The sequence below is a fragment of the Ensifer sp. KUDG1 genome (assembly GCF_050434285.1).
In the GTDB taxonomy this organism is placed as follows: domain Bacteria; phylum Pseudomonadota; class Alphaproteobacteria; order Rhizobiales; family Rhizobiaceae; genus Ensifer.
This window is the reverse complement of record NZ_JBNDIG010000010.1, coordinates 56,516-76,389: the sequence shown is the minus strand read 5'-3', so window position 1 is coordinate 76,389 and position 19,874 is coordinate 56,516. Positions and strand designations below refer to the sequence as shown.

The 19,874-nt window shown below is 62.0% G+C and carries 18 protein-coding genes; 6 read left to right on the top strand and 12 right to left on the bottom strand.

The window, feature by feature from the left end:
• The first annotated feature begins 299 nt into the window (after nt 1-299).
• Nucleotides 300-875 carry a nucleoside 2-deoxyribosyltransferase gene (locus tag M2267_RS23000; protein ID WP_043621319.1) on the top strand — a complete coding sequence of 192 codons (576 nt, stop codon included), beginning with the start codon at nt 300-302 and terminating at the stop codon, nt 873-875.
• Between the two features lie 34 nt (nt 876-909).
• Here M2267_RS23000 and M2267_RS22995 read toward each other — a convergent pair whose 3' ends face one another.
• The gene (locus M2267_RS22995; protein ID WP_043621349.1) at nt 910-1,602 is read right to left on the bottom strand and encodes a pentapeptide repeat-containing protein; all 693 of its coding nucleotides are present in this window, start codon (nt 1,600-1,602) and stop codon (nt 910-912) included.
• 241 nt (nt 1,603-1,843) lie between these two features.
• Complete coding sequence (locus tag M2267_RS22990) at nt 1,844-2,920, bottom strand: LysR family transcriptional regulator (protein WP_197067184.1); 1,077 nt, start codon at nt 2,918-2,920, stop codon at nt 1,844-1,846.
• Here M2267_RS22990 and M2267_RS22985 point away from each other — a divergent pair.
• From M2267_RS22985 to M2267_RS22970, 4 genes are all read left to right on the top strand, one after another.
• Nucleotides 2,907-3,455 (top strand): LysE family transporter, encoded by a 549-nt coding sequence (locus M2267_RS22985; RefSeq protein WP_245281688.1) that lies wholly within the window; start codon nt 2,907-2,909, stop codon nt 3,453-3,455. The genes M2267_RS22990 and M2267_RS22985 overlap by 14 nt on opposite strands.
• Before the next feature lie 104 nt (nt 3,456-3,559).
• Nucleotides 3,560-4,957, top strand: a complete 1,398-nt coding sequence (locus M2267_RS22980; protein WP_043621327.1) for a PLP-dependent aminotransferase family protein — start codon at nt 3,560-3,562, stop codon at nt 4,955-4,957.
• Nucleotides 4,958-5,132: 175 nt separating this feature from the next.
• On the top strand, nt 5,133-5,546 hold the full coding sequence (locus M2267_RS22975) for a DUF983 domain-containing protein (RefSeq protein WP_429117415.1): 414 nt from the start codon (nt 5,133-5,135) through the stop codon (nt 5,544-5,546).
• Nucleotides 5,547-6,050: 504 nt separating this feature from the next.
• Entirely contained in the window at nt 6,051-7,082 is a 1,032-nt protein-coding gene (locus M2267_RS22970; RefSeq protein WP_429117412.1) for a porin, read from the top strand.
• A 277-nt stretch (nt 7,083-7,359) separates the two neighbouring features.
• On the opposite strand, the gene M2267_RS22965 is transcribed toward M2267_RS22970, so the two are convergent.
• The 7 genes from M2267_RS22965 to M2267_RS22935 form a co-directional block, all read right to left on the bottom strand.
• On the bottom strand, nt 7,360-7,962 hold the full coding sequence (locus M2267_RS22965) for an alkylhydroperoxidase domain protein (protein WP_429117409.1): 603 nt from the start codon (nt 7,960-7,962) through the stop codon (nt 7,360-7,362).
• Nucleotides 7,963-7,982: 20 nt separating this feature from the next.
• Entirely contained in the window at nt 7,983-8,600 is a 618-nt protein-coding gene (locus M2267_RS22960; RefSeq protein WP_043612687.1) for a CMD domain protein, read from the bottom strand.
• A gap of 38 nt (nt 8,601-8,638) precedes the next feature.
• The gene (locus M2267_RS22955; RefSeq protein WP_429117407.1) at nt 8,639-9,685 is read right to left on the bottom strand and encodes a putative FMN-dependent luciferase-like monooxygenase; all 1,047 of its coding nucleotides are present in this window, start codon (nt 9,683-9,685) and stop codon (nt 8,639-8,641) included.
• Between the two features lie 26 nt (nt 9,686-9,711).
• Nucleotides 9,712-11,349, bottom strand: coding sequence for a dipeptide ABC transporter ATP-binding protein (locus M2267_RS22950; RefSeq protein WP_429117404.1), 1,638 nt, complete (start codon nt 11,347-11,349; stop codon nt 9,712-9,714).
• Complete coding sequence (locus M2267_RS22945) at nt 11,346-12,227, bottom strand: ABC transporter permease (protein ID WP_429117402.1); 882 nt, start codon at nt 12,225-12,227, stop codon at nt 11,346-11,348. Before M2267_RS22945 ends, M2267_RS22950 begins: the two co-directional genes overlap by 4 nt.
• Nucleotides 12,224-13,168, bottom strand: a complete 945-nt coding sequence (locus M2267_RS22940) for an ABC transporter permease (RefSeq protein ID WP_429117400.1) — start codon at nt 13,166-13,168, stop codon at nt 12,224-12,226. The genes M2267_RS22945 and M2267_RS22940 overlap by 4 nt, the downstream gene beginning before the upstream one ends.
• A gap of 66 nt (nt 13,169-13,234) precedes the next feature.
• Nucleotides 13,235-14,872, bottom strand: a complete 1,638-nt coding sequence (locus M2267_RS22935; RefSeq protein ID WP_429117398.1) for a TIGR04028 family ABC transporter substrate-binding protein — start codon at nt 14,870-14,872, stop codon at nt 13,235-13,237.
• Nucleotides 14,873-15,203: 331 nt separating this feature from the next.
• On the opposite strand from M2267_RS22935, the gene galE reads away from it, so the two are divergent.
• Nucleotides 15,204-16,190, top strand: a complete 987-nt coding sequence (gene galE, locus M2267_RS22930) for a UDP-glucose 4-epimerase GalE (protein WP_043612698.1) — start codon at nt 15,204-15,206, stop codon at nt 16,188-16,190.
• A 55-nt stretch (nt 16,191-16,245) separates the two neighbouring features.
• Here galE and M2267_RS22925 read toward each other — a convergent pair whose 3' ends face one another.
• From M2267_RS22925 to M2267_RS22915, 3 genes are read right to left on the bottom strand one after another with little or no spacing between them, the layout of a single operon-like run.
• Nucleotides 16,246-17,259: an acyltransferase family protein gene (locus tag M2267_RS22925; RefSeq protein ID WP_429117396.1), complete on the bottom strand. Its 1,014-nt coding sequence runs from the start codon at nt 17,257-17,259 to the stop codon at nt 16,246-16,248.
• Nucleotides 17,256-18,539 (bottom strand): O-antigen ligase family protein, encoded by a 1,284-nt coding sequence (locus M2267_RS22920; protein ID WP_429117393.1) that lies wholly within the window; start codon nt 18,537-18,539, stop codon nt 17,256-17,258. Before M2267_RS22920 ends, M2267_RS22925 begins: the two co-directional genes overlap by 4 nt.
• An 8-nt stretch (nt 18,540-18,547) precedes the next feature.
• Nucleotides 18,548-19,819, bottom strand: a complete 1,272-nt coding sequence (locus M2267_RS22915; RefSeq protein WP_429117391.1) for a polysaccharide biosynthesis/export family protein — start codon at nt 19,817-19,819, stop codon at nt 18,548-18,550.
• Nucleotides 19,820-19,874: the final 55 nt, after the last annotated feature.

Here is a 19,874-nt window from a genome sequence, read left to right as displayed (position 1 = left end):
GTTTCTGCACGGAGGGGCGGGGCATACCGAGCCGGCAACGGCGGGTGACCTTCTCAAACGGAGGCGCGCGCACTGGTGGCAGGGGTTGAGATCACCGCCGGCGCTGATACCGGCTGCAGATATCGAGACACCTGGATCTCAAGTTCGCCCGCGTGGCATTCTCCACGTCCTGGGATTGGACGAAGGCGATCTGGGCCACCGGCGTCCCGAGCTCCAAAAATCCGTGGGCAAGCTGACGTCCATGGCTAGGCTCTTGGCTGCAGCTCTCCTAGATTGGCCGCTCGAAAATGTGAGGAGGAATGCGCGTGAAAGTCTATCTCGCTGGCCCGGAAGTGTTTCTGCCCAATGCGGCTGAGATCCAGAAACTGAAGGCGGAACTGGCGCGCGCTGCCGGGTTTACGCCGCTGGTGCCGGGCGATCTCGAGATCCCGCCGGCTCCGACCAAGCATCAGCGCGGCCTTGCAATCTACGCCGTCGACGAAGGCATGATGCTTGCCGCCGACTTGATCATCGCCAACCTGACGCCGTTTCGCGGCATCAGCGCCGACGTCGGCACAGTGTTCGAACTCGGCTTCATGTGCGGCCATGGCAAGCACGTCTATGCCTATACGAACACCGCCCGCAGCTACTACGAGCGCATCCTGCATGACCACTACCGCGGAAAGGCCGCCTTGCGCCCCGACGGCCGCATGGCCGGTCCGGACGGGATCAGCATCGAAGACTTCGATATGGCCGACAACCTGATGCTCGACGGCGGCGTTCTGCGACGGGAAGGCAGGCTCGTGCAGCGCGAAGTGCCCGAGGCTGATCGCCTGACCGACTTGCAAGCCTTCAAGGAATGCCTTGCGCTTGCCGCCAAGCAGCACCTGGCATAACGGCCGGCCGGAAGCCGGGGCTTTGTGACGGGAATTAGTCGCTGGCGCAGGGCCAGCCCGCCGGCGTATTCATGCCGGCGGGAAGCTTGGTCGAGCTGTCGCCGCAGGTCATGTCGACCTGCTCCTGCTCAAGTCCGGTTGCCTCCGACAGGTCGACGCCCTCGATACGCGTCAGGAACATGAACGCGCCTTGGAAATCGATCGGGCCGGAAAAACTCGTGCTGGTCAGGTCCGCGCGCGAAAGGTTGGCGTGCGTAAATCGGGTTCCGGTGAGCTCCGCCTTGTCGAAATTGGCTCGGCCCAGTTCGGCTTTCTCAAAGCTTGCGCCCGTCAAGCGGGCGCCGCTGAAATTGGCCCGCTGCAGCTCGGAGTTCACGAACGATGCCTTCTCGGCGGACACGCCGGCAAAGTTGCAGCGATAGGCTTCGATCTTGGAGAAGTTCGCGCCATTCGCCGTCGCTCCGGCAATCGAGGATCGAACCAGAGTTGCCTTTTCCAGATTGGCTTCCGTCAGGTTCGCGCCGCGCAGATCCGTCAAGGTGAAGTCGGTGTTGACGAGATTGGCACCCTGAAGGTCGCTACCGCCGAGCATAAGCGCTTTCTTGTTGCAGTCGGTCCAATCGGCTCCGGGCGATGCCGAATCCTTACAACTGGCGGCTTGCGCCATCGACGGCGCCGCGAACGCGACAAGGCCCAAAGCCGCCGCCGGAACGACCAGTCCTTTCATGACGTCGGCCACGATCCTCGATGCCGTTGCGCGGGCCGGGCGCAGTGTACCGCGCTCCTGGCCGGGATTGATTTTGAGGATGTTCATGGCGCCGCTCCAGGACCCGAAGGTCGAATCGATTGCATATAAGGTGCTTCGTGCGCCTTTCCGCCGACTGACATCGCCGGTCATGCGCACGTCTTCGTTAAACGTATGACGTTGCTCGCCTTTATGCAAATGACAGAAATGAAAACGGTCCGTTTCAGATCGATACGTCCAGCAGCCAGTCGCGCAACGCCGCGCTCGGTCCGCGCTCGCCGATCGATGCCGACGACAGCAGATGATAGGCCGAACCGTCTTCGAAAAAGCCGCACGGCGCGACCAGGATGCCATTGTCGATATCGTCGCGGACAAGCTGCCAGGGCCCGATCGCGACGCCAATCCCGGCGATCGCCGCCTGAAGGCTGATGTAGAAATGCTCGAAGACATGGCCGCGCTGCTCCGGGGCGGCACAGCCGACCATTTTCGCCCAGGTCTCCCACGCTTCTGGTCGCGTTCGCGTATGCAAGGGGATCGCATTCTTCCGCAATTTGGGCGAGGAGCCGACCTCGGCTGCGTCGAAAAACGCGGCGACCTTGTCTGCGCGGCAAACCGGACCTATTCGCTCCGGAAAAAGCCGCACCACATGAGTGCCCTCCGGCCAGGGGAAATCGTCGCGACGGATTGCCAGATCGATACCCCGCCCCAAGGGTACCGGCCCGCCACCCGCAACGAGATGGACGGACACATCCGGGTGCAGCACCTGGAAATTCGGAAGGCGCGGTATCAGCCAGCGCATCAGAAGTGTCGGCTCGCAGGAGACCACCAGCGCCGGCGTTCGCGACACTTCCCTGATCTCCCGGACGGCATTCTCCACCAGACCGAAGCCTTCGCGCACGGCCGCCGCCAGCTTCCGCCCGGCTTCCGTCAGGAAGACACGCCGGCTGCGGCGCTCGAACAGCGCCACGCCGAGATCGTCTTCGATAAGGCGGACTGCGCGGCTGATGGCGCCATGCGTCAGATGCAGCGCGTCTGCAGCGCGACTGAAGCTCTCAAGTCTGGCTGCCGCCTCGAAACACCGCAGCGCCGCAAGCGGCGGAAGCCGCGACGCTTTTATCTGTGAGTAAAACTCACCGAAATCGTCAGAACTCATCGTTAGTCGTTTCTCATCGATCAAACTATTGAAGCAGTAATGAAAGAGACGAACGGGAAAAACAATGACCGAACTGTTAGCTGTAGTGACCATTACAATCTTCGCCGTCGTCAGTCCGGGGCCGGATTTCGCGATGGTGACGCGCAACAGCCTGCTCTTGTCGCGACGGGCCGGTGTCTTGACCGCGCTCGGTATCGCCGCAGGCGTCTGGGTCCATGTCGCCTATACTCTGCTCGGCGTCGGCCTTCTGATCCGTCAGTCTCTGCTTCTCTTCACCCTGCTGAAACTCGTCGGCGCCGCCTATCTGATCTGGCTCGGCATCCAGATGCTGCGCGCCAAACCGGCCGAAGAGGCTGGCATGACCGCACCTCCTGCGCTCTCCGATCTCGGCGCGTTGCGTATGGGGTTTCTGACCAATGCGCTCAATCCGAAAACGACGATCTTTGTCGTCAGCCTTTTCATGCAGGTCGTCGAGCCGACCACGGCGCTGCCCGTCCAAATGGCTTACGGAGCGTTCATCTCTGCCGCACATCTAATCTGGTTTACGATCGTCGCCCTGTTCTTTTCGTCGGGCAAAGTACGACTTCGCCTGATTGCGCTTCGCCATTGGATCGATCGCACCTTCGGTGCCCTGCTCGTCGGCTTCGGTGTATTGCTGGCAACGGCGAGCGCGTCACGCTAGGTGACGCTTGGTCGCGGCGTGCCGCTTGCCTTCTCCGCTACGAGCACTTGCCTGAACCGCGGAACGCATGCAATATCCATACAATTCAGCATGAGGTATTCGCGATGGCGGACGAGCGCTTGGGAATTTCGTGGCAACCGGCAATCCGCAAATCGGATGGGCCGCTCTATCTCGCCATCGCCGATGCCATCGCGGCGGATATCGGCGAAGGGCGCTTGTCCGAAGGGATGCGCCTGCCGCCGCAGCGCACGCTGGCCGAGGCGCTCGGGATCGACTTCACCACAGTCAGTCGCGCCTATAACGAGGCCCGACATCGCGGCCTCGTCGAAGGCCGGGTCGGCCAGGGCACCTACGTGAAAACGCGACGTGTAAGAGCCAGCGGCACGCCGACCGGCGGCCCCGTCGACATGAGCATGAACCTGCCGCCGTTGTTCGACGACCCAATTCTCGCCACTCGTCTCTGGGACGACATGGCGGCGCTGCAGGCCGATCACGGCCTTGAACTGCTGATGCGATACCAGCCGCCGGGCGGCGCCCTGCACAATCGCACGACAGGGGCCGCGTGGCTGAAATCCAGGCTGGGCGAGGTTCCGGCGGAGCGCGTGCTGATTTCCGCCGGCGCGCAAGGGGCTCTGCTTGCGACGCTTGGCAGTCTCACCAAAGCCGGTGACATGATTTGCGCCGAGGCTATTACCTATCCCGGCCTCCGCGCACTGGCAGCACACCTCGGCATCAGGCTGCACGGCCTCGCGATGGACAGCGAAGGCCTCTTGCCCGAAGCATTCGAAGACCTCTGCGCAAAGGAGACGCCGAAAGCGCTCTATTGCAATCCGACGCTTCACAATCCCACGACGACGACACTTTCGCTTGAGCGGCGCCAGGCGATCGTCACTATCGCCAGGCGGCACGACGTAGCGATCATCGAAGACGATGCCTATGGCGCTCTTCCCGCTTCCGCACCGCGCCCGCTGGCGGTGCTGGCGCCGGACCTCGTCTACTATGTCGGCGGTCTTGCAAAATGCCTGTCGCCCGCCTTGCGCATCGCCTATCTCGTCGTTCCGGACAGCCGAAGCTCTGTCCGCGTCGAGGGCGCGATCCGCGCCACGGTCGGCATGGCGTCCCCTCTTGCGGCCGCAATCGCCACGCGCTGGATCGAGGACGGGACGGCTGACGCCGTGCTCGCAGCCATTCGCAGCGAGACCGCGGCGCGACAGCGCATCGTCTCCGAGCTTCTTCCTGCCAACGTCGCTCAAACGAACCCGGACGCCTTCCACGCCTGGCTGCACTTGCCATCCCCCTGGACACGCGGCGAACTGAGCGCGCGATTGCAGGCGGCCGGGATCAGCGTCGTTGCAAGCGACGCCTTTGCACTCGGTTCGCCACCGGAAGCCGTCCGCCTCGGCCTCGGCGCTGCTACCAGCCACGCGGAGTTGCGCCGCAGCCTTCTCGTCATCACTGACCTTATCGGCCAGCCCCCGGCCGCTTCCAGCTTCGTGGTGTAAACGCCGCCGGCGAAATTGTCGCACATATGTATGCATACAATAAATTGACAATGTATGTTTTTCGGCGCCTAATCTTGGCAAGCCTGAGACGGCCCCAAGAAGAGACTGGCCGCCTATCCAGGCAATTTCGGCGCAAAATCCCAAGCGCCAACAAGGACGCCTGAAAGGAACATACATGTCTTCCGATAGTGACTGGCCGCCAATCCCACCCATGCAGACCGGCTTGCGCGGTCGCTGCCCCCGCTGTGGGCAAGGGCACCTCTTCAACGGCTTCCTGAAGATGCGCAAGGAATGCGAAGTCTGCGGCCTGGATTACTCCTTCGCCGATCCGGCCGATGGCCCTGCTTTCTTCGTCATCTGCTTTGCCTGCGTGCCGAGCGTCTTTCTTGGCGTCTGGCTCGAAGTTCAATACAGCGCGCCGCTCTGGATACACCTGTTGGTGACCGGCCCCTTCATGCTGCTGACCTGCATTCCGCCGCTTCGCCCCCTCAAGGGCTGGCTCGTCTCAAGTCAGTTTTTCTACAAGGCCGAGGAAGGCAAGGTCGTAAGGCGAAACACCGAGCCGTCTGCTGCGGCGACGACGCAGTAGATCTTCGAAGGCCACTCCCGGGCGCCAGAGAAGCCCAAAAACCTCCGAACACACCCCTAGAAAATAATTGCGCCGCCAACTGTTGATAGTTGACGGCGCTTTCACCGGAAGCCTCTCTTCTCAAAGGCCGGCTCTACGTAAAATAACAAATTTAAGACGTCAATCTGCAAACTGTGAAGTTTTTATGAGAGCATTTTGTCATATGAAGACTTCGTCTTTAATATAATTCGGATTCATTACTATCATTTGTAAGATAATCTTATTTTAGAAATATACGATAGTTGCCCATATGCAACAGTTTATAGTAATAGCTATTAACAAACGTCCAAAACGCGTTTGTAGCATAACTGTCTTGTTTTTTGTGATAGCGGTGTCGCCGCTGCCCGCTGCGAGTCATCGCAGTGGTTCATTTCGTAGCAGCGCGAGCGAGGTAACCGATAAATCTCTGGGGGACACCAGGGCCGGGCCTTGTTGACCTTGATAACCATTAGAGAGATCGATCGAATGACTATCAAAAGCCTTCTTCTCGGCTCCGCTGCTGCTCTCGCAGCAGTTTCCGGCGCCCAGGCAGCCGACGCAATCGTCGCAGCCGAGCCGGAGCCCATGGAATACGTTCGCGTTTGCGACGCTTTCGGCACTGGCTACTTCTACATCCCGGGCACCGAAACCTGCCTCAAGATCGGCGGCTTCATCCGCTTCCAGACCTCGTTTGGTCCGGACGAAGTGAACGGCCGTCAGGGCTGGGGCAACCGCGGCACGTCTGACTGGGATTCGTTCTCGCGCGCTTACATTTCGTTCGACGCCAAGAGCGACACCGAGTTCGGCACGCTCACCGGCTTCTTCGCTGGTGAATTCAACGCCGATAACGACTCCGACGAAGGCGACAGCCGTATCGACGTTGACGAAGCCTACATCCAGCTCGGCGGCCTCAAGGCCGGCTTCTTCTACAGCTGGTGGGATAAGGGCCTGAACGGCGAATCCGACTCGCTCGGCAACAACACCGAGTTCAACTCGATCGCCTATCTCTATGACGGCGGCTCGTTCCAGGCCGGTATTGCCATCGACGAACTCGAAGGCACCGAAACCACCAAGAAGAACGGCGTTGGCGTTGAAGCCATCGTTTCGGCTACGGTCGGCGGCGTTTCCATCGACCTGCTCGGCGGTTATGACACCGAATTCGAAGAAGGTGCGATCCGCGCCCTGCTTTCGGCTGACCTCGGCCCAGGCACGTTCCAGCTCGCTGGTATCTGGGCTTCGGACCCGAACGCCTACTGGAAGGCTTCGGAGTGGACCGTTGCAGCTTCGTACGCCTTCAAGGCAACCGACAAGCTGAAGATCACCCCTGGCGCTCAGTACTGGGGCGACTACAAGTTCAACAGCGACCTCGACCGTTGGCGCGCTGGCGTGACCCTCGACTACGCGATCACCGAAGGTCTGGCGACCCGCGTGTCGGTTCAGTACAACAAGGAAGACCTGACGGCTACGACCGACCGCGACTTCGTCTCGGGCTTCGTCCGTCTGCAGCGTAACTTCTAATCCGATTAAACTCGGATGAAAGAAGCCCGCTACTTCGTAAGAGGTTGCGGGCTTTTTCTATGGCGAAAGTAAAGTCGGCCAGTGTTTCTTGCGCCAGACTTCGGAAGGGTCGAATGACTTCGCTCGAAGCTGGCATGAGCACTTTGCGCGATTGAAATCCTTCTGGATTGCCTGCCGCCAGACGCGTCAGGTGACGCGCACGCGAAAGCCCGCAAAATCTCTCGACTTTGCGGGCTTGCTTGTGTCTGCCGCGGTTGCGGCAGGGCGCGTGCGCGGCTCAGCTTGCCGGTGTCGGCTCTCCAAGCGAGAGCATCAGCCGGTTCGCCCAGTTGAAGAAGGCAGCACCATGGATGACGTCGGCGATCTCCAGTTCGTCGAGGCCTGCGGCCGAAAGTCGGGAGGTGTGTTCCTCCCCGAAGACTGGCGGGGTCGCTGTAAGCGCCACCGAAGCGGCGACGATTGCATTCCAGCGTTCGCCGAGATCGGTTTCGACGCCCTCGTCGAGGAGCTTCTGCACATCCTCGCTACGCTTGGAGTGATGCGAAGCGAAGCGCGAATGGACCGAAGCGCAGAAGATGCAGCCGTTATATCGTGACGCCGCGGTCGCAGCCAGTTCGCGTTCGGCGCGCGGCAGGCCCGAGCGCGTGTTGTAGAAGATGTCCTTGTCGGTTTTCGTGCGCGCTTCAAGCACTTCCGGATCGCGCACGAGCAGACGGAAGTAGGGCGACTTTGCGCGTCCAGCCTCGACCAGACCTTTGAAGTGACGCTCCGTCAACTCTTCCTCCGGCAATGGCTGCAGCCACGGTGTCCAGCCGATCTCTGCCTGCGTGAACGTGACAGGCGGGTTTTCGACGATCGGGATGATGGCATGTTCGGTCATTCACACGTCCTCTCGAGTTCTTAAGCCGCAGCGCGCTTCGTGGCGGTCGACAGCAATGCAAGGCCGGCGATCACACGGATCTGAAACGCGACGAAGGAAACCAGCTGCGACAGGGTCACGACAGCATTTGTCGTCCAGCCCGCGTCGAGCAGGGCCTGCAATGCCTGCGGCCTGGCATCACGCAAGTGGAAGACGAGCAGGTGAGCGTGCTCCAGCGCGGCAGACAGCTTGGGGCCGAGCGCCTCCCGGCTTGGCTGCGATACTCGGTAGAGCGGGCCGGTTACGTTCTCGTCCTTGAGCGGACCGTCGGGATAGTTGCCGTAGGGGCCCGTCGCCCGCCCCGCCCCGATCTCGGCCTTGATGACCTCGACCAACCAGCGATCGGTGCCGCTTTCCTCGAACGGGCTGCTATAAAACTCGAAAATGTCGGGCTGACGGTGCAGGCCGGCGACGAAGCTCGCGATCGCATGACGCTCCGCCGCCGACACGTCGCCGAAATCCGCGGGCTGAAAGAGTGCGAGATAGCTCTTCTGTGCCTGTTCGCGGGTTTCCGGCCTTTGGGCGCGAATGCGGTCGAGCGCCGATCCGGCAGTGATGCCGGCCAGCAGATCGATGATATCCGGTGACGTAGTGGTCATGACGTCGTCTCCTTTGCAAGATGGGAAAGCAATCCGTTTCAACCGACGGCGCCGAAGCGCCGGGCATGGAATTTCTCCTGTGGCGACCAGCCGAGCGCGGGTGCGACCTGGGTCGCGATGAGCTCGATCGAGCGCAGGATCAGTGGGTGCGGCGGATCGACGGAATGGACCTGGAACACCAGGTCGGTGACACGCTCCAGCGTCTCGTCAGCGCTAAGGCTCGCGATGACGTCATCGACGGAGCCGACATGCACGTCAAAAGCCGCGATCAGATCGGCAAGTGAATTGCCTGGAACCGCGTGGCCGCTGGCGAGCAGCCGTTCCGCGCCTCGTCTCAAGCCAACCTCGGCAAGCCGCAACGCTTCGGCGCGGCTGTCGGCGACGAACAGGCTGCGAGAACCAAGGATACGCGGCGCGCGGCCGGAAGGAAGCGCATGCAGATAGGCATCGATGATCGGGTTTTGCAGCTCCGCCAGTGAAGCGTGCGGATTGTCCTCCGGCCGCGGCTGGGTGCGCGACAACATCAGGCCGTCGCCGGCGCGGCCGGCCCGCTCGCCGCCTGCCACGGAAAAGGTTGCCTGCCAGATGCGGTCGAGCAGTTGCGGTGCTGCAGGATAGAGGCGATCGCCACCGGGCAGCCCACGGCCTGCCCAAGCGTCGAGAACCGTTTGCAGATGGCTGCCGTAGATCGCGCCGCGATCGGCGCTTTCCAGGCCAAAGGCCGAGAATGAGGATGGCGTGCCGCCGGTCCCGAACCCGACCTCCAGTCGCCCGCCAGAGAGCAGATCGAAAACGGCGGCGTCCTCGGCCACGCGGATCGGATTTTCAAGCGGCAGGGTGATGACACCGGTCCCGAGACGGATACGCGTCGTCTCGGCTGCAACATGGGCGAGGAAAACCAGAGGCGCCGGAAGGCCGCCTTCGTCCGCGTGGAAATGGTGCTGCGCCACCCAGGCCGTGTCGAAGCCGAATCGCTCGGCCGTGACGATCTGCTCCTTTGCGTAGTAGTAGCGGGTGCCTGCCGGTACGTCGTCGAGCAATCGGGTGAAAAAGCCAAGGCGTTTGCGTGGCGTCGTCTCAATCATGGTCGGTCCTGTCTGTCGTCCGTTGTTCAGGCCGCAACCCGGCGCCTGCGTCCGGGGATGGCATTGATCAGTTCGCGGGTGTAATCGCTGCGCGGATTTTCGAAGACGTCGGAAACGGTTCCGCCGTCGACCAGTCGCCCGTCCTTCAGAACCGAAACGGTGTCCGAGATCTGGCGCACGACGGCGAGGTCGTGGGAAACGAAGAGATAGGTGAGCCCGAGGTCGCTCTGCAGTTCGTCCAAGAGATCGAGAATACGGGCCTGCACGCTGACATCGAGTGCGGAAACCGCTTCGTCGAGCACGACCAACTGTGGATCGAGCACGAGCGCCCGGGCGATGGCAACGCGCTGCCGCTGGCCACCGGAAAGCGCATGGGGCCGCCGTGCAAATGCGTCCTCCGGCAAGCCGACACGGCCTAGGATCGCCCTTGCCTTCTCCTCGCGCTCGGAACGCCGAAGTCCTAGATAATTCGTCAGCGGTTCGGTCACGATCTGCAGCACGCTCTGGCGCGGGTCGAGCGAACCGTAGGGGTTCTGGTAGACAAGCTGGACCTTGCGGCGGAACTGCCGAAGCTCCTCTCCGGTCAACCCCGAAACTTCGGTTCCGTCGATCGAGATCCGGCCTGCAGTCGGCCTGTCAAAGCCGACGATGCTGCGGATCGTCGTCGTCTTCCCAGATCCGGATTCCCCGACGATCGCGTGGGTCGTTCCCCGCCGGACGCGGAAACTCAGCTCGTCGACGGCCCGTAGCGGGGAACCGCCGTCCTTGCGGAACTCGCGCACAAGTCCCTCGACGACGACGATATCGTCCGGGGCCTCAGCAACGGGTGGTCGAACCGTTGCCAGCCTCGGAGGCGCGGTAAAGGACGGCGCGTCCGAAAGCAGCTGTTTCGTGTAGGGGCTGCGCGGTGCGGCAAGAACGGCAACCGTTGCGCCCTGCTCCTGAATCCGCCCGCCCTGAAGGACGACGATCCTATCGGCGCGGTCGGCGGCAACACCGAGATCGTGGGTCACCAGAAGCACGGCCGTGCCATATTCCGTTCGCAACTCGTCGATCAGATCGAGAATGAGCTTCTGGACAGTGACGTCGAGTGCGCTCGTCGGTTCGTCGGCAATGATCAACTGTGGCTTCAACGCAATCGCAATCGCGATCAGCACCCTTTGGCGCATGCCGCCCGACAGTTCATGCGGATATTGCCGCGCCCGGAGTGCCGGCTCGCTCAAGCCGACGCGGGCAAGAAGAGAGATGACGCGGGCCTCGATCTCGTCGGAACGCAGCGCCCTGTGGATGCGAAAGATCTCGCCGAGTTGCGAACCAATCGTCTTGACCGGGTTGAGCGAACTTCCCGGATCCTGCGGCACGAGACTGATCTTCGCGCCGCGCACCGTGTCCAGTTGTCGATCCGTCCAGCGGGCGATATCGGTTCCATTCAGCTTGATGCTGCCTTGCTCCACCCGGCCATTCGCAGCGAGCAGACCGATGATCGACTGGGCCGTCGTCGTCTTGCCGGAACCGGATTCACCGACAAGCGCCACAACCTCGCCTGGATTGATGCGAAACGAAACGTCGTGAACGGCGCGGCGCTCGCCGCTACCGTCAGCATAGGCGATGCAGAGGCCCTCGACCTCGAGAACGGGCGGAAACGGTACAGGTATGACGGTCATGCTGCGGCCCTTCCGAAAGATTGACTGACGCGATTGGCAGCCAGCACGACGAGGACGACCACGATTCCGGGCGCGGTGGTCAACCACCAGGCAGTCGAGATGTAGTTGCGTCCCTCGGCGATCAGCAGTCCCCATTCCGGGGTCGGCGGCGGCGCGCCGTAGCCGAGAAATCCGAGCGTCGAAATCTGCAGAACGGCCGATCCGAATTGCAGCGCGGCAAAGGCGACGACCGAGGTCAGGGAATTCGGCAGAATATGGCGCCACAGAACCGAGGCGAAGGTTCCGCCACTGCCGAAGGCCGCCTCGACATAATCGCTGCGGCGCACGCGCACGACTTCCGCACGCGCCAGCCGGGCAAAGCCTGCAACCGAGGTAACGCCGACCGCGATTGCCGCGTTCACGGTTCCAAAGCCGAGCAGGATGATGATGCTGAGCGAAAGCAGCAGCGGAGGGATCGACAACAGCACGTCGACGACGCGCATAATCGCATCGTCGAAGCGACGCCGCACCGAGCCGGCGACGACGCCGAGACCGGTGCCAACGGCAAGGCCCAGCCCGACGGCGACAAAAGCACCGGTCAGCGAATGAACGGCCCCGTAGACGATGCGCGCATAGAGATCGCGCCCGAGCGCATCGGTTCCGAGCAGATGGTCAGCGCTCGGTCGCTGCAACTGCGCGCCACCGACGCCTTCAACTGGGTTGTAACCTGTGAAGAGCGAAGGGGCGACCGCCCAGAGGAACACGGTGCCAAGGATGAGCCAGGAAAGCGCCAACCCTAGGGGTAGGCGGCGCAGCCGCGATGCCGCGCCAGAACGCCGTTCGCTCTTTGCCCTTGGCGCCGCAACGGCGTCATCGTGAAGCGTATCGAAGGTCGTCATGCAACGGCTCCAGTTTTGGTCCTGAGGCGTGGGTCGAGCACCGGATAGAGCAGGTCCACAGCAAGATTGATGATCACGAAGGCGAGCGCCGACAGCACTACGATCGCCTGAAGCACGGCGGCGTCCTGGCTGCCGACGGCGCGTTCAGTCAGTCCGCCGATGCCGTTCAGCCCGAAGACGGTCTCCGTCACTACGGCTCCGGCGATCAGTTCGCCGAAGAGGACACCGGCTATCGTCAGCGTCGGCAGCAGGGCATTCTTTGCAACGTGCCGCCAGAGAACCCAAAGGTGGGTGGCACCCTTTGCCCGCGCCACGGCGACGAAGGGGCGCGTTATCACCTCATCGATATTGCGCACGAGCACCTGCGCCAGGGGCGCGGAAATCGGCACGGCGAGTGTCGCGACCGGCAGGATCAGTTCCTGCCAGGGACCAGGATTGATGACGGGCACGAGTTTCAGGCGGAAGGAGAAGATCTGGATGAGCATAATGCCGAGCCAGAAGGTCGGGACCGAAATGAAAAGCGAGGGAACCGACTGCAGCGCGCCACGCAGCCACGCAAACGGCGCGAGACTGGAGAGGAAAGCGATGACGGTCGCCAGGACCGCGGCTAGTCCGAAGCCGAGCCCCGCGAGCTTTAGCGTTGCCGGCAGATGCGCGGCGAGCAAGCTTGAAACCGGAACGCCGGCCTGAACAGAGTAGCCGAAGTTGCCGGCCAGGAAGTTGCCGAGGGTCCGCACGTACTGCACCGGCACGGAGCTGTCGGCGGCATAGGAAGCGCGGATTTCGGCGACCTGTTCGGCGGTCAGGCCGAGCTCGGGGTTCTGGAACTTGATGAGGATCGCATCGCCGGGCATGGCCTGCAGCAGCACGAACGAGATCGTGAATGCGGCCCAAAGCACAAACAGGGCCTGAGCGACACGGTTGAACAAATAGGCGGACATGATCCCATCCTCGCAAGCGGATTTCAGAGACGGCGGCCACCGGCCCTGCGGCGGCCGCCGAACCAATCAATGTTCGGCAAGCCAGGTGCTGTAGAAGCTTGGACGCCCGACGGCCTCGAAGGCCACGCCCTGAACGTAGGGCGCACCGGCATAGGCCTGCGGTTCCTCGAAGATCGGGATCGCATAGGCCTGGTCGACGACGTAGTCCTGGACTTCACCGGCGATCGCGAGGCGCTTCTGGCGATCCGGCTCGGAGGCGAGCGCATCGAGCAGTCCGTTCAGTTTGGGATCGACGAAGCTCTGGACCTTGTCGCTGAGCCCGCCCTTCTGGCGCAGCACGTCGCGGTTCTTCGGATAGTACTGGCTCTTGATCACATCGGGGTCCGCGCGGCCGACCATGGCCGGCGACACCGGCGTCTTCAGCGGATCGAGATCATCCAGCGTCTTGCTGCCGCTGTCGCCGGCAAGAACGCTCAGCTTCACGCCCACCTTGCCCCACTGCTGAGCGACCAGTTGCAGCGTTTCCTTGTTCTGCGGCTGCGGCAAGGACTCGTAGGCTGTCAGCACAAGTTCCTTGCCGTCCTTCTGGCGCAGGCCATTTGGGCCGACCGACCAACCGGCTTCATCGAGCAGGGCCTTGGCCCTTACGGGATCAAAAGCGAGCTTGGCCGAGATGTCCTTGTAGCCGAGCGCCGACGAGGCGATGATCGAAGTGGCTTGCGGATAATTGGCCGAGAACAGCGTGGTGACGATTTCCTTGGTGTCGGTCGCGTACAGCAGCGCCTGGCGTACCCGGATGTCGGCGACCAACGGGTTGTCCGGGCGGAAGACGACGCTGTTGTTCACCCCGCGGGTGGAAGGCGCGTAGATCTGATAGTCCTGCGCCTCGACCTGGCCCTCGTCATAGGCCTGAACCTGGCGGATAAAATCCGCCTGCCCTGCGAGCAGTGCACCGATGCGCACGCTGTCTTCGCCGGTGATGATGTACTTGATGCCGTCGAGATAGGCGCGGCCCTGGTGTTCGAGCTTGGCCGGGCCCCAGTCGTATTCCTCGCGCGCCTTCAGGTTCAGTTCCTTGCCGATCGTCTCGCTCTCGACGACAAACGGACCGGAGCCGATGATTTTCGTCGCGTCACCAAGTTCTTCGAAAGGCAATGCCAGCGTGCTTGCGGCCACCAGGCCCGAGCCGATAACGGACGTTCCCTGAAGGAACCCCGGCGACGGCTTCTTGAAGTAGAATTTGACCGTCAGCGGATTGACGACTTCGCTGCGCTCGTAGTTGTTGATCACCTCTGAAACCGGCTGCTTCAACGCCTTGTTGCCGAGGCCGAAAACGTCGTAGTTCTTGGCAACGGCAGCCGCGTCGAGCGGCGAGCCATCGGAGAACGTTACGCCCGGACGAATCTTGAACGTGTATTCCGTCGCATCGGCGTTGACCGTCCAGGCCTCGGCGATCCAGGGCTCGATCTCCAGCGTCTTCGGATTCTGATAGGTCAGCTTGTCGGTGATCTGGTTGAGAATGCCACCGTTCGGATAGAAGCCGCCGGCCGGCGGGTAGAGGTTCGTATGGGCCTGCTGCTCCAGATAGATCAACGTGCCGCCCTTTACCGGATCCGTCGTTTGCGCCTGAGCGCCGCTCAGAGCCAGGCCAGAGGTCGCAAGTGTGGCGAGCGTCAGCGCCAGGCGTTTCAGTTTCGTCGTCATGAGAGCCTTCCTTCAGAAATCTGGAGGCTATGGTACGACCGCGGCAGGCATAATCAATTAAATCTAGTAAATTAATATGCTATATGTTTTGCTCGAACAGAAAGAAGCATCTAGCGTGCGAACGCCCGGGAGATAATTGTCCCTTCCCGTATTTTTCCCACCGATTTTGACGGGCCGGGATCGACAGAAGTGTGGAAAGAAGCCCCCTGGTAACCACCGCCACATACGCGACATGGACACGTGCTTGATTGCGCGCGGCATTGACACCATTGTCGTCATCCGTTGAAAAATCTTGGCAATTTCTCTGAACCTCCCAAGGATCGTAAGCATCATGGAAAGCAATAAAGTCCTCGTCGTCGGCGGTGCCGGCTACATCGGCTCGCATACGTGCCTCGAACTCGCCAACAAGGGTTTCGAGCCGGTCGTTTACGACAACCTTTCGAATGGCCACGAGGAATTCGTCAAATGGGGCGTGCTGGAAAAAGGTGATATCCGCGACCGCAAGCGGCTCGACGAAGTGCTTGCCCGTCACAAGCCACGCGCCATCCTGCATTTTGCCGCGATGATCGAGGTGGGTGAATCGGTGAAAGACCCGGTTTCCTTCTACGACAACAATGTCATCGGCACGCTGACCTTGCTTTCGGCTGCCCTTGCCGCCGGCGTCGAAGCTTTCGTCTTCTCGTCCACCTGCGCCACCTATGGCCTGCCGGAGAGCGTGCCGATCGACGAACAGCACCGCCAGGCGCCGATCAACCCCTACGGCCGGACCAAGTGGGTGTGCGAGCAGGCGCTGAAGGACTACGGGCAGTACAAGGGCTTGCGCTCGGTCATCCTGCGCTACTTCAACGCCGCCGGCGCCGATCCGGAAGGCCGCATCGGCGAGTGGCACGAGCCGGAAACGCATGCCATCCCGCTCGCCATCGACGCCGCCCTTGGCCGGCGGCAGAGTTTCAAGATCTTCGGCACGGACTACGACACGCGCGACGGCACCTGCGTGCGCGACTACATCCACGTGCTTGATCTTGCCGACGCCCATGTGCGCGCGGTCGAACACCTGCTTGCCGGCGGCGACAGCGTCGAGCTCAACCTCGGCACGGGCACCGGCACGACCGTCAAGGAACTGCTGACGGCGATTTCCGAGGTTTCCGGACGTGAATTCCAGGTTGATCTCGTCGACCGCCGCGAGGGAGATTCGACGACACTGGTCGCCAACAATGACAAGGCTCGCGACGTGCTGGGATGGGTTCCGAAATACGACCTCACCGACATCACGCGCACGGCCTGGAACTGGCATTCCCGCCGCAATCAGGGTGTTTGAGGCTTTGGTGGCGCTGGTGCGGCGGTCATCGCCGCACCAGGATCGCGCCGACGCGTCAGGCCGTGTGCTGCACCGTCCTTGAGAAAAAGCCCGAGCGCAGCCGTGTGGCCAGCGGCTTCTCGATCAGAAGATAGGCGAAAGCGCCAAGCGCCGTCCCCGCAACGACCGCCAGCAGCGCCGATATGAGCGGCCCGATCCCCATCATTCCACAAGCCTTGACCACGACCGAAATCGCAAAGGTGTGCCAGAGGTAGATCGAGTAGGATGCGTCGCCAAGCATCATCGGCAGCCTGTGCTTACGGAACCAGCCCTGCGCTTCGAGCGCCAGCGTTCCCAAGACCAGCATGATGGCCAAAGGCCCGAGGATGAATTCGTCGAAAGGCAGGCGAAACACGGCGACCGCCGCGAATCCTGAAAACGCGCCGGCGAAAAGCACAAGGCCGGACATTGCGCCCGGCACCCTGCCTCTCAGCCAGAACTCGGCGACGATCATGCCTGCCACGAATTCAAGAATGATCGGCCGCGTATAGGTGACGAAAAGCGCGTTGTCGCTGTCGACGGCAAAGCCGATGGCCACCAGCGCTGAGAAACAGCCCGCGATCGCCAGCAGACGCCTCGACCGCGGCAACAGCAGCGTCAGGGCGAAGACGGCATAAAAGAACATCTCGTAGTTCAGCGTCCAGCCCTGCACCAGAACCGGCCAGATTTCGCCGCTGCTGGGTGAGCGCGTGGGAATGAACAGCAGCGAGAAAAGCACATGTCCATTGCTCAAGACGAGATTGGGAAACAGTCCGGCCAGGCCGCCGATGACCATTACCGCGGTTGCGAGCCAGTAGATCGGCGCGATCCTTTGAACGCGATCACGCAGGAAGGCGAGCGGTGACACCGGCCGCCGCTCGCTGATCACCCACATGATGAAGCCGCTGATGACGAAGAAGACGTCGACGCCCGCAGCACCAATCGCGAAATGGTGCCCGGTCCGTTCGGCAGCATGGAAGACGACGACACCAAGGGCTGCGATGGCACGCAGATACTGAATGCCGTAGATCGTCGTCGGAGGGCTGATCATCGATACCTCAAGCGCAGCGGGATCTCCGATACGGACGGTGCGGGACGATCTTCGACGCTCTGCTGCGTACGCACTTCCGGCAATGTCAGCTTTCCGGCGGCGAAATAGAGCAGGAACGAGCCGATATGATAGGGGTTCATGATGTCGATCTCGACGAAGGACCGCACCAGCAGCAACAGCGCTATGCCGAAGAGCACGGAAGACTGCGTGTCATGATCCTGCGTCAACAGCCGCTTGGTATGCCCGAGCACGGTTATCAGAAGGATACCGGACAAAAGCACGAGCCCGATCGCGCCGGTCTCCACCATCGCTTCGATGAAGGTGTTGTGGAAGTGGAAGCCGGAGCGCGTGGCGATATAGAACTCTTCCCACAGGCGTTCGGGCTCCGAGAAGCCCTGGACCCAATAGGCCTGATAGCCGACACCGACCAGCGGCGAAGACATGGCGGCCTCGATGCCCTGCTGCCACAGATAGGTCCGACCGGTCAGGGTGGAATCCTTGCCGAAAAGCCCAAGGACAAGATCGACGCCGCCGCCGTAGATACCTGCAACGGCAACCATGACGGCGCAAACGGTAGCTGCGAGGAAGAGACCCTTGCGGTGTGCTGGCGACAATAGGCCGACGACCCGCATGCCGAGCCAGAGCCCGAGAATGACCACGGTGGTCAACACCGACGTCGCGGATTGCGAGGCAAAAAGGGAATAGGCCGACAGCATCGCAACCAGGCCCGATGCCACGAGCCACAGGCCGCGTTCACCAAGCGCGATCGGCGCGACGAAGGCGAAATAGATACCGAGCGAGGCGTAGAAGCCCAGCTGGTTCTTCGAGGCGAAAGCGCCGACGAAACTGTAGGTGCCGTCGAGCGGATCGAGGTGGTAGACGCCGAAGAGCAGCGAGTAGACGAGAACGACGCCGGTGCCTGCAATCGCGCCGCGCACGAGCGTCCTGATGCCGACGACCCGCATGGCAATCAGGGCGCAAATCACGTGGGAGAGATACTGCACTCCCGTTCGCGCCGTCATACCGGGCGCTGCCGACCAGAAGACGGACAGGCAGGCGAAGATCGCGAAGCCAAGAATCCAGAGGCGGATGCCGTAATTGCCGAGCACGCGACGATAATCGACCAGCACCAGCGGCAGCCAAAGGCCATAGTAGAGCAGGATGGATGCCTGCCCGAAACGCGAGGAATAGGCGAAGACGAAGAGCGATAGCGCGATCGCAACGGTGCCATAGACACCATTGCGATCGGCAGAAATCAGGCTCGCCTTCGAAATCTTCACAGCCGGCCCTACTGCGTTGCCAGGCTGGCTTCGACCTTGATCACGTCACCGGGCAATACAGGCGTATTTTCGTCGGCGGCGATCTCCGTCGGCTTGCCGTCGCGCTCGCGCATGATCGAATAGGCGATCGTGGCCTCCGCCGTATTGTCCTTCGACTGCGCGGCTTCGGCCGATTGCAGCAGCGCTTCGGCCATCAGATCGCGGCTGGTGCCGAGCTTGATCGAAAGCGTGTCGAGTTCGGCCTCGGTGTTCTGCAGGTCCTGGGCCAGTTGGGCGTCCCAGTCGTTGCGAAGATTGGTCTCGTCCTGCCCCGCCTTGCTGACATCCTGCTTCGCCTTCAGCGAAGCGGTGTCGATGTCGAGAAGAGCGGCCTGCAATTCGGCAACGCGCTGCTCCAACGACAATTTGCGCTGGCTGAGCGCCAAGCCTTTTTCGGCAAGGCTCTCGACCTTCTCGCGGTCTTCGACGACGAGTTCGAGCTGTCGATTCTGGGTTTCCGTCTTCTTTGCCAGCGACTGGATTTCGCTTTCGAGCAGGGACTTCAGATCGGCGAGCGCTTTCAATTGCAGCTTCTGCTTCCTGTCGCGCGACGCCATCAGCGCCGTCTCGTTGGCGAGAAGCTTGTCGATGCCCGGTACCCCTTGAAGGTCCTTCGGTAGCTCGATGCCTTCCTTTTCGGCGATCTCGGCCTGAAGGCGGGCGCGCCGGATCAACAACCGGTTACGCTCGGACGTCTGGACGCTCGAATCGCCATGCGCGTTGATGTAGTCGCGGGCAAAGCGCTGACCGCTTTCGGAGCGACGCAGACCGCCGCCGAGGCTTACGGCCTTCAGCACCGTCAGATTGGGCGCAAAAGGATATTCGCCGGGCTTCTGCACCTCGCCCGCGAGATAGACCGGGCGGTATTGCGCAAGCTCGACGGAGGCGGACGGTCGGTCACGCAGACCGAAGAGCGTCTGCATCTTCTCGCCGATCGCTTCGCCGACTTCGGTCGTCGTCTTGCCGGCTGCCGGCAGGTCGCCGATGAAGGGCAAGGAAAGCGCTCCCGACGGACCGACCGTGTACTCGCCGCTGACAACAGACCAGTCGCGGACGGCTCCTTCAGCGGTCTGCCATTCGGCCACACGGATCCTCAGCCTGTCCATGGTGCCGAGTTGGTACTCGTCGGCCCAAGCCGGAAGAGCGAAAGTGAGCGCCGCGGCGATGAGAGCGGCGCGACGCAGGAAACGGGGCAGCGTACGCGGCATGCGCGACTTTCCCGACAGATTGTGTTTTTTCATTTGGGCTTCCCGAATGAAGGGGCGCCGTCCCGCGACCGGTCGCGCGGGCTTTCCA

Coding starts and splice junctions, on each gene's coding strand:
- M2267_RS22935 (WP_429117398.1), bottom strand. CDS start 14,872: ATGACGACGAAACTGAAACGCCTGGCGCTGACGCTCGCCACACTTGCG.
- M2267_RS22955 (WP_429117407.1), bottom strand. CDS start 9,685: ATGATTGAGACGACGCCACGCAAACGCCTTGGCTTTTTCACCCGATTG.
- M2267_RS22925 (WP_429117396.1), bottom strand. CDS start 17,259: ATGATCAGCCCTCCGACGACGATCTACGGCATTCAGTATCTGCGTGCC.
- M2267_RS22950 (WP_429117404.1), bottom strand. CDS start 11,349: ATGACCGTCATACCTGTACCGTTTCCGCCCGTTCTCGAGGTCGAGGGC.
- M2267_RS23000 (WP_043621319.1), top strand. CDS start 300: ATGCGCGTGAAAGTCTATCTCGCTGGCCCGGAAGTGTTTCTGCCCAAT.
- M2267_RS22975 (WP_429117415.1), top strand. CDS start 5,133: ATGTCTTCCGATAGTGACTGGCCGCCAATCCCACCCATGCAGACCGGC.
- M2267_RS22940 (WP_429117400.1), bottom strand. CDS start 13,168: ATGTCCGCCTATTTGTTCAACCGTGTCGCTCAGGCCCTGTTTGTGCTT.
- galE (WP_043612698.1), top strand. CDS start 15,204: ATGGAAAGCAATAAAGTCCTCGTCGTCGGCGGTGCCGGCTACATCGGC.
- M2267_RS22945 (WP_429117402.1), bottom strand. CDS start 12,227: ATGACGACCTTCGATACGCTTCACGATGACGCCGTTGCGGCGCCAAGG.
- M2267_RS22915 (WP_429117391.1), bottom strand. CDS start 19,819: ATGAAAAAACACAATCTGTCGGGAAAGTCGCGCATGCCGCGTACGCTG.
- M2267_RS22980 (WP_043621327.1), top strand. CDS start 3,560: ATGGCGGACGAGCGCTTGGGAATTTCGTGGCAACCGGCAATCCGCAAA.
- M2267_RS22960 (WP_043612687.1), bottom strand. CDS start 8,600: ATGACCACTACGTCACCGGATATCATCGATCTGCTGGCCGGCATCACT.
- M2267_RS22970 (WP_429117412.1), top strand. CDS start 6,051: ATGACTATCAAAAGCCTTCTTCTCGGCTCCGCTGCTGCTCTCGCAGCA.
- M2267_RS22985 (WP_245281688.1), top strand. CDS start 2,907: ATGGTGACGCGCAACAGCCTGCTCTTGTCGCGACGGGCCGGTGTCTTG.
- M2267_RS22965 (WP_429117409.1), bottom strand. CDS start 7,962: ATGACCGAACATGCCATCATCCCGATCGTCGAAAACCCGCCTGTCACG.
- M2267_RS22995 (WP_043621349.1), bottom strand. CDS start 1,602: ATGAAAGGACTGGTCGTTCCGGCGGCGGCTTTGGGCCTTGTCGCGTTC.